The organism is Ruegeria sp. HKCCD8929, assembly GCF_013031405.1.
GTDB lineage: Bacteria > Pseudomonadota > Alphaproteobacteria > Rhodobacterales > Rhodobacteraceae > Ruegeria.
Window position 1 is genome coordinate 1 of record NZ_WPZY01000076.1, and the last position, 8,333, is coordinate 8,333.

Annotated in this window: 8 protein-coding genes and 1 pseudogene; 7 read left to right on the forward strand and 2 right to left on the reverse strand. The window is 56.2% G+C overall.

Features of this window, described 5'->3' with window-relative positions; translation table 11 throughout:
• The 6 genes and pseudogenes from GOX53_RS28265 to GOX53_RS30435 all read left to right on the forward strand — a co-directional run.
• Positions 1-252, forward strand: a 252-nt coding sequence (locus GOX53_RS28265; protein ID WP_171182216.1) for a hypothetical protein, incomplete at its 5' end; no start/stop codon positions are given.
• Between the two features lie 202 nt (positions 253-454).
• Positions 455-1,018, forward strand: a complete 564-nt coding sequence (locus tag GOX53_RS28270) for a recombinase family protein (protein ID WP_171182217.1) — start codon at positions 455-457, stop codon at positions 1,016-1,018.
• Positions 1,019-1,028: 10 nt separating this feature from the next.
• The gene (locus GOX53_RS28275) at positions 1,029-2,639 is read left to right on the forward strand and encodes a DDE-type integrase/transposase/recombinase (RefSeq protein WP_171182222.1); all 1,611 of its coding nucleotides are present in this window, start codon (positions 1,029-1,031) and stop codon (positions 2,637-2,639) included.
• Positions 2,640-2,674: 35 nt separating this feature from the next.
• Positions 2,675-3,631 carry an ExeA family protein gene (locus GOX53_RS28280; RefSeq protein WP_171182218.1) on the forward strand — a complete coding sequence of 319 codons (957 nt, stop codon included), beginning with the start codon at positions 2,675-2,677 and terminating at the stop codon, positions 3,629-3,631.
• Positions 3,628-4,335, forward strand: a complete 708-nt coding sequence (locus tag GOX53_RS30025; RefSeq protein WP_171182223.1) for a UPF0149 family protein — start codon at positions 3,628-3,630, stop codon at positions 4,333-4,335. Before GOX53_RS28280 ends, GOX53_RS30025 begins: the two co-directional genes overlap by 4 nt.
• Before the next feature lie 590 nt (positions 4,336-4,925).
• Positions 4,926-5,057 (forward strand): annotated as a pseudogene (locus GOX53_RS30435) (Tn3 family transposase); the annotation flags it as partial.
• 88 nt (positions 5,058-5,145) lie between these two features.
• Here GOX53_RS30435 and GOX53_RS28295 read toward each other — a convergent pair.
• Positions 5,146-6,486 carry a hypothetical protein gene (locus tag GOX53_RS28295; RefSeq protein WP_171182220.1) on the reverse strand — a complete coding sequence of 447 codons (1,341 nt, stop codon included), beginning with the start codon at positions 6,484-6,486 and terminating at the stop codon, positions 5,146-5,148.
• Between the two features lie 367 nt (positions 6,487-6,853).
• Here GOX53_RS28295 and GOX53_RS28300 point away from each other — a divergent pair, with 367 nt between their 5' ends.
• Positions 6,854-7,081, forward strand: a complete 228-nt coding sequence (locus GOX53_RS28300) for a hypothetical protein (protein WP_171182221.1) — start codon at positions 6,854-6,856, stop codon at positions 7,079-7,081.
• A gap of 733 nt (positions 7,082-7,814) precedes the next feature.
• On the opposite strand, the gene GOX53_RS28305 is transcribed toward GOX53_RS28300, so the two are convergent.
• A complete protein-coding gene (locus GOX53_RS28305) occupies positions 7,815-8,240 on the reverse strand; it encodes a VOC family protein (protein WP_371810452.1) in 426 nt (141 codons plus the stop codon).
• Between the last annotated feature and the right edge of the window lie 93 nt (positions 8,241-8,333).

Consider the following 8,333-nt stretch of genomic DNA (forward strand, 5'->3'; position numbering starts at 1 on the left):
TACGCGGTGCGTCACCTCTATGACACGATGGACCAATCGCCGATTTACTCCGTGGAAATGGCACTCAACGAAGTCTTGAAGGTAACGTTAGAGAAAACCCCAGATAATACGCTGACCCGAAACCAATACCATGTAGTCGAAGGACACCGATTTGATGTATTGGCTGACTACGACCACGACCTGCGGTTAATCGCTCACCACCTCCAGCACCTGGAGCTGATCATCGCCGAGATTGAAGTAAACATGAGGTGACTGGCTCAAAATCGGATCCTGGCTATGTTCCAGATTTGCTGCGCCAGGTCTGAACGGCTGGTCTGGGAAACGAGGGTTTCTTGCACGGCATACGACCAAGGTTTGCACCGCTTGATATTACACAACAAATTTGTCTGTTTACCGCATCTGGAAATCACCGTATGCATTTGATCAATCGGATTGAATATTCAGACGGTTTTTCATGCTCATTGGTTACGCACGTGTATCGACCGAAGATCAGAGCCTTGCCTTACAGCACGATGCGTTGCGTGCCGCAGGCTGCGAGAGGATTTTCGACGACAAGGTGAGTGGAGCCAAAAGCGAGCGTCCAGGTCTGATCAAGGCATTGGAGCAGCTTCGCGACGGCGACACATTGGTTGTCTGGCGGCTGGATCGGATGGGCCGGTCTCTAAAGGATCTGATTGCCCGCGCCGAAGAACTGAAGGACATGGGTGTCGGCCTGAAAAGCCTTCAGGAATCCATCGACACCACATCGAGTGGCGGTCAACTGATCTTTCACATGTTTGGCGCATTGGCGGAGTTCGAGCGCAACCTGATCCGGGAACGGACACAGGCTGGTCTGACGGCGGCACGGGCACGCGGGCGCAAGGGTGGCCGAAAAAAGGTGTTGGATCGTAAGAAACGGGCTCATGCGGTCCAGCTCTATCATTCCCGTGAGCACACGATCCCGGAGATCTGTAATCTAATGGGTATCTCGCGGGCCACGCTCTATGCGTATGTAGATGAGTTTGCCGATGGCAAATAGAGGCATCCGCATTCCGGCCGAGACGCTGTTGGCGTTGAGAACCCGGTTGGCGGGACTGCCGTCGCGATCAGCTGCTCGGCGGGACGAAATTGGCCGGATAGCGGATCTCTTTGGTGTCAGTTCGTCCACTGTCTACCGTGCCCTGAAATCACTGCACCAACCCAAGGGCCTTCGGCGAGCTGACCGTGGCAAGCCACGTGGCATCTCTGAGAAAGACATGGTGCGATATTGCGAGATCATTGCCGCGCTGAAAATGCGAACGAGCAACAAGAAGGGGCGGCATCTCTCGACCAATAGGGCCATTGAACTTCTGGAAGAGCACGGGGTGGAAACGCCGGATGGTCACGTGCAGCCCGAGATGGGACTGTTGAAACGTTCAACCGTAAATCGGTGGCTGAAAGATTGGGGTTTTGATCAGCCGCGTATGACACGCGCCACGCCTGCCATCCGTTTTGAGGCCCGTTATTCCAATGCCTGCTGGAAGTTTGATATGAGCCCGTCGGATCTGAAGCATATTGCGCAACCAGCCTGGGTAGACGTGAAGCGCGGTCAGCCGACGATGATGCTTTACAGCGTTGTGGATGATCGTTCTGGCACCTCCTATCAGGAATACCGCTGTGTCTACGGCGAAGATGCAGAAAGCGCGTTGCGGTTTCTGTTCAACGCTATGGCCCCGAAGGAAGATACAGAGTTCCAGGGCATTCCCGAGATGATTTATCTCGACAACGGCCCTGTTGCGAAAAGCCTGGTGTTCCAGACTGTGATGGAACGGCTCGGCGTGGACTGGAAAACCCACATGCCTGCCGGATCGGACGGTTCCCGCGTCAGCGCTCGATCAAAGGGCAAGGTCGAGCGACCATTCCGAACTGTGAAAGAAGCCCATGAAACGCTGTATCACTTCCACAAGCCGGAAACCGAGGCGGAGGCCAATCTCTGGCTGAGAAACTTCATCAGCAAGTACAATGACAAGCCCCACCGCCGGGAGGCACACAGCCGGATTGAGGATTGGATTGCCAATCTCCCGGAGACCGGCATTCGCGAGATGTGTTCCTGGGAACGCTTCTGCGCTTATGCCCGCGAACCGGAACGCCGCAAGGTTGCCGCCGATGCGCGGGTAGCGATTGATGGCGCATTCTATGAGGTCGATGGCGATCTTGCCGGCGAAGAGGTGCTGTTGTGGTGGGGTTTGTTCGATCACGAGTTGTTCGTGGAATGGAATGACAAGCGCTATGGTCCGTATCGGCCGGAAGGCGGGCCAATTCCGCTGCACCGGTATCGCAAGCGAAAGCTGTCCCCTCGTGAAAAACGCGCCGAAGCGGTGGCCAAGCTGGCGGAGCAGATCAGCCTGCCGCGCGCAGCACTTAGCGGCTCCGGTTTTGAGGCCGCCCCGGCTGAGGTCGTGCCACTGCCCAAGATTAAGTTCACCGATCCGGACCCGTGGGGGCAGATTGCCTATGAAAACGAGCTCAGCGCGCGGCGGGGCATATCCTACCTTCTGGATCGGCCTCTGGCAGAGCTTTCATCGGATGACCGCGCATTCGTCGGCGAATTGGTCGGCCGAACACTGAACAAGGCCGAGATCGAAACGGCCGTCAAAGAGCGCTTCCGGCGCGGGAAATAAGGAAAAGGGACGAGCAGGTGTTAAACAGGCAGGTCATGCAGCATTTCCACATCGAGCGGGTGTGGAGCCAAGCCGGGTATTTTGAAACCGAGCGACTGGTCCAGTTCCGCGAGGATGTGATGGCGGCCATAATGGCCGGAGATCTGATCGCCATTTCCGGACCTGTAGGTGTCGGCAAGACCGTGATGATCAACCGCCTTCAGGATCAAATCACCGCTGACAAGAAGATCATCGTGGCGCGCAGCCTGTCGGTGGACAAGCCGCGCGTCGTTCTGCCCGCCCTGATCACCGCGCTGTTCCTCGACATCACCGGCGACCCGGACATGAAGGTGCCCACCCAGCCCGAACGCCGGGAACGGTTGCTTCAGGAAGCCGTGCGAAAAGCCAAGAAACCAATCGCTCTCTTCATCGACGAAGCCCATGATCTGCACGGCCATACGCTGAACGGGCTGAAACGACTTCGAGAGGTCATCAGTGCAGGCGGCGGCTCATTGTCTGTTGTCCTGGTCGGTCATCCCCGGCTTCAGAATGACTTGCGCCGGGCGACCATGGAGGAAATCGGCCACCGCACCACCAAGTTCGAGTTCAGCAGCATTGGCGACGAACGCCGTGAATTTGTGTCCTGGCTTCTGGGACAGTGTCTGGCGGATGGTGTTGACCCGTCAGATGTCTTTGAAGATGCCGCACAGGAATATCTGGCAGAGCGCCTGTCCACGCCGCTGCAATTTGCCGAACATCTGAACCGGGCCTTCGTTGATGCGTATCGCATGGGCGCAGATCAGGTCACACGTGACATCGTTGAAGAAACCATCTCGGTAGGCTTCGATGATCTCGACGCCCGACTGTCCCGGATCGGCTATAGCCCAAAGGCGCTGGCCGATCTCACCGATACCCGACTTCCGGAAATCCGCCGGTTCCTGAAAGGTCAGTTGGACACGGACAGAACTGACGAGCTTTCCACCCTCATGCGTAAGGCAGGGCTGCCGATATGAACCTGAAAACCGAACTGTCTGAGCGCGAAGAGCAGCTACTGGATAATTTCCTTGGCCGGGTGCGCGGTGGGGCGATCCCGAATATCGAAGCGCTCGACGGGTTCTTTGCCGCACTGGCCTGTTGCCCGGATCTGGTCATGCCCAGTGAATACATGCCCATTATCCAAACCGGAACGACCGACGATGGTGATCTGGACTTCGAAAGCATGGAAGAAGCTGGACAATTTATTGAGTTGGTAAACCGGCACTGGAACCATGTGAACCAGCAGCTGGATTCCAAAGAGGTCTATCTGCCGCTCCTGTTTGAGGATGAGCAGGGGAAAGTTCGGGCAAACCACTGGGCACAAGGCTTCCTTCTGGGCACCAATCTGCGACCGAATATCTGGCCCGAAATCATGGATGACGAAAACGAAGGTGGTGCCATGGTGCCAATCTGGGCGTTGGCCTATGAGCATCATGAAGATCCGGAGATGCGGCCCTATGACGAGCCCATATCGGATGAGCGAAGAGAAGAACTGGTCGTTGGCGCCGCCGCGGGCGTCATGCGGATGCATAGATTTTTTCTGAAGCAACGCAATCTATACACGCTGTCTTCCGGAACATTCACGCACCAGGGCGGGAAGGTCGGTCGAAACGAGCCCTGTCCTTGCGGGTCCGGCAAGAAGTTCAAGCAGTGCTGTGGACGGCGCTCCATGCTGCATTGACCCGTTCGCACATAATTTGGGTTCGGGTCGATGATTGCAGGCTGGTTGCAAACAATCTGGGTTCATTCGCAATTAAAATGGGTTTACCCCCATCGATAGTCGCAACTAATTCGGGCCAAAAAACGCGATGATTGCAAGCCGATGCGATTATGGTTGCAGGTCACTACACTTACGCGAACATGGGCAACTCCTATCCACGCGAGAGAAGGCGGGATTGTTCATAGTTGCCTGCATGTGAGACGTTGTAGTCGACCGTAGATTACGCGGCGTGGGATTAAGAGGTGCATGGTGGCAACGAAATCGACTAATTCTTGCAGTCTCGAACAATGGCTCGGAACAAACGAGCTGTGCCGTCCCAGTCTGGTCCTGAAATTCCGATAGTGTGGCGATAGGAGCGCAAATTAAGGGTTTCGGGAGCACGGCAGTTCTGGTGAATTGTGTATGCCGGGAGGTTCGAAACGCGGTGCCTGTCAAAAAACGGGTGCACATTGGAATAGGAGGCATCGGTTCGTTGCTGCTTTGTGAGACCATCCAAATATTCTGAGTACAGGTCCCGGACATGAATGAGGCGCTCGTTGTGTTCATCGTCGTTGGGCGATGCCGTCGCCGAGCGTCAAGACGCCGGGCTGCCCGTTCCCCCCGAACTCCTCGCCCACACATCCCCACTCGGTTGGGCACACATCCTGCTCACAGGTGAATACAATTGGCCGAAGAGGCGATGACGAGCAACGCCGACATTGGCTGTACGGGATTTGAACTCGTAAGATGCGGACTAAGTTTCCGGTAATACAGTTCGTCCCACAAGTTGTTTCAGGTCGTGCCTTCTATGCTTTGACGCAGCGCGTGGAGGTCTTCGTGCGGATAGACCATGGTTGTGTCGCCTGTGCTGATCTGCACCTCTTTCGCCGACGCGATGACGCTTAGGCAGGCGTCCCCAATTTCAAAGCGCCATTGGATACGGTCGGTTTCGGCCAATTCGAGGCGCCAACTGGCAGGAGTCACGATTTCCTGTGCTTGCTCCAGCCATAGCGCTAAGGCCTCTGGCAGGTGAAAAAGCCTGTTGAGCGCTGCAATCTCATCCCCGACAGAGATGGAGACCTCGCCCATTTTGCGCGCTTTGCGGACGGCTTTTTGGCGAACTAGGCGTTTGAAAGCCCGTTCGGCGCGGCGTCTTGAGTCGAAAAAATCGAACAGGCGGGCGAAGAGCCCGCTCGGGGTGGAGGGAAAACTGATCGCGCGTTCAAGCTCGGCATCCGGGTCGCCCGTGGCTTCAAAGACCGTGAGACTGTTTTTACCGAGCTCCACAACAAAGGCATGATCACCACGCGCTGTTGCCAGCACGCCTGCTCGTTTCGGGCGACGGATTTTGGCGGCACCTGCGCGCAAACATTCGGTGGGTGGCAGATGCTCGCCTTCGGCAAACAGGCTGAGGGCCGCACAGGTCGCGGGTTTGGGTAAGGTCAGCGCGAGATCGGCCAAGCGCGTGGTCATGCGGGCGGCCTTTGCAACCGGATCTGCGGCGGCGGCGGCCTTTACCTCCGCCTCAAAGGTGTCGTCGGTGACGATCATCACGGGATCGAACGCAGCCAAAAGCCGAAGCTCTTCGATCTCGGAGATGATGGCGGGGAAACTCACATATCCCTCTTCGTAGCTGCACATGCGCAGGAATTCTTGCGCATGCGCCTCTGGCAAGGTGTATACGCGGGCAAGCCAGGTCTTTTCGTCCACCGTATCGGCCGAGAACAAGGCAGTGTCATAGGGTTTGAGCGCAGGAGAGACGTGGGGAGTAAAGCCCGTCTGTGTTGCAGCTTCCCTCGGGTTTTCCGCCATCCAGGTCTGCACATCACGCATGATGGTCAAGGTTTCGGACATCTCATAGCGCTCGGCGGCCTCCATCGCCCAGTCAAGAAACCGCGCGGGATCGCCGCCATAGTAGTTGCGCGCATTGCCCATGAACTGGCTGTGGCCACCATTGCGAACGTTGCCAAGGTAATAACCCAACAAAAACGCAGCGCGAAGATCGGGGTTGAGCCTGTCCCAGGAGACACCGGCACCCAGCAGAATGTGCATTTGCTTGTTCAGAAAGTGTGACGGTAGCGTGCTACCTGCTTGCGCGGCGGGTGTCAGAAACAGAGGGAAGGTGCCGGTCATGTACGCGGAGGTATCGTAGGTGCGACGTGATTGTCTACCCGTCAGAGTCGAGTCCGGCTTGGGGCAAATCCTATCATAAGCATTCCTGACCTTGGCCGCACCCGGCAAACTGGAAAGATGCGCAAAAGGTGATTTCTCCGCGCCTGAGCCAATTGCTATTTTAAGACCAAGAGAATGGATGAATGGCGGAATTCGCGCTTGGGCCTAGTTTGAGAACGCATTGATCAGAACCCATGGCAGGGGTGCAATGGCTCATCTCGGGGAAACGGTGCTAGGTTACCAGTATCCTTAAAAGGTCGCCCGATGACCTACATGTTTTCACTTTCGGAAGGTAGGACACAAGCCGGGCAGTCACAGGTAAGGGCAAATGATGATCGTCCGGCGTATCAGGTGGACAATCGCGTTCATCATCCTTGGAGCAGCGCCGGCCATAGGCCAATCTTTTAACCGTTTGTCCGAGATGGAAAATGCTGTTTTATTGGCCGCTGCAGCGAACTCCTTATCGCCCGAGGGGATGTCGACAGCATTGACCCCCGTTCTGGGTGTTCTGGATATCTACCATGTTTCCGACCGGACACTGGTCGGCCAATCCTAGGGTGGGAACCAAGGGCGGGTCTTCACAACTCGGGGAGCTCCGCCTCAGCTCCAAGACATCACCTGCACAACGGTGTCGGCCGACATGGCCCGGCCCGGCGGGTCTGGCGCATCGATACAGCTTCCGATGATCGCCGCGCAATACCAGAGGCACTGAAATTTCTGACGTACGCGACACAAGAGATGATAGATACACCCGATCTTCAGCTTGTTACTAATTGCATCGGGGCTCTGCACCTTGGTCAGGACGAAATCGACACAGACGCGGTAATTGCCTGGTATGACAAGCTTCTTGGTCGGTTCACCGCAATAGGACTCGAAACCGTGCGACAACCTTCTAGCGCCGAAGCCTATCCGGCGGGATTTCTCAACGGGCGTGGCCGCGCCTGCGACGGAACTCGTTGCGTCTTGATGGCCGTACCGTGGGCCGCAATATGGTCGAGGGGAACCGCTGGGCAGGTTAGTTTGACGGTTCTATCGGTCAAGATTGCTGAGGAGAACTGACTGTCCTGACGCCAAACATCTGCCACTGGTGGTATTCGCCGTCATCGCGGTCAAAGGAGGCCTGCGAGGCGGTAGGAAGGGAAGCCCCAACATTGTTCGTTGCGGTACTCAAATTCTGGAAGTAGCTTGAAGACGAGGCTAATAACAGGGGGGCGACGGCTTAGTAATCCGACTATCGCGTTTCGGCAGCAACCTGCTGCCATTTTTCGAGGTTGGCCCGAATACCGCTCCTAATGCGGGCAAGACTGCTCCAATTCCAATATGTTACCTTCGGGATCGCGGATGTAGACTATCAAGTGGGGTTGTTCCTCGGTGCCGAAATTCGAGACGTCGCCTAGCAACGACCCGCCAAGCCTCAGCGCTCTTTCAATGGTTTTGATCAGATCCAGCACCTCAAATGCAAGGTGACCGTAACCCGGCTCATTCACTGCCGGGATGGGCCTACTGACGGTCTCGGCGTACTCCATGATCTCCAAGAAAGGCTCATGATGGTCAGGCAGGTTCAGCCAGAGAGAGTATATGTCAGAGTTGGGCAGTCCGTTTCCGCGAGATACCACGTCGCCTGACAGTCGCCTTGGTGGACGCAGGTCAACAAATCCAAAAGCGCCTCGATAAAACGCAGATAGTTCATCTGCATCACGCGCGGTAAGACTCACGTGTAACAGCCGCAAAGCACTCAATCCTTCTCAGACTCTAAAGCATCCCGCCGAAAACTTGAATCGGGGGATTCCCAAATGGTTGTCAGTGTG

Excerpts from the sequence above, each read along its gene's own strand:
- GOX53_RS28300 (WP_171182221.1), top strand. The coding sequence starts at position 6,854 with ATGATGATCGTCCGGCGTATCAGGTGGACAATCGCGTTCATCATCCTT.
- GOX53_RS30025 (WP_171182223.1), top strand. The coding sequence starts at position 3,628 with ATGAACCTGAAAACCGAACTGTCTGAGCGCGAAGAGCAGCTACTGGAT.
- GOX53_RS28295 (WP_171182220.1), bottom strand. The coding sequence starts at position 6,486 with ATGACCGGCACCTTCCCTCTGTTTCTGACACCCGCCGCGCAAGCAGGT.
- GOX53_RS28280 (WP_171182218.1), top strand. The coding sequence starts at position 2,675 with ATGCAGCATTTCCACATCGAGCGGGTGTGGAGCCAAGCCGGGTATTTT.
- GOX53_RS28270 (WP_171182217.1), top strand. The coding sequence starts at position 455 with ATGCTCATTGGTTACGCACGTGTATCGACCGAAGATCAGAGCCTTGCC.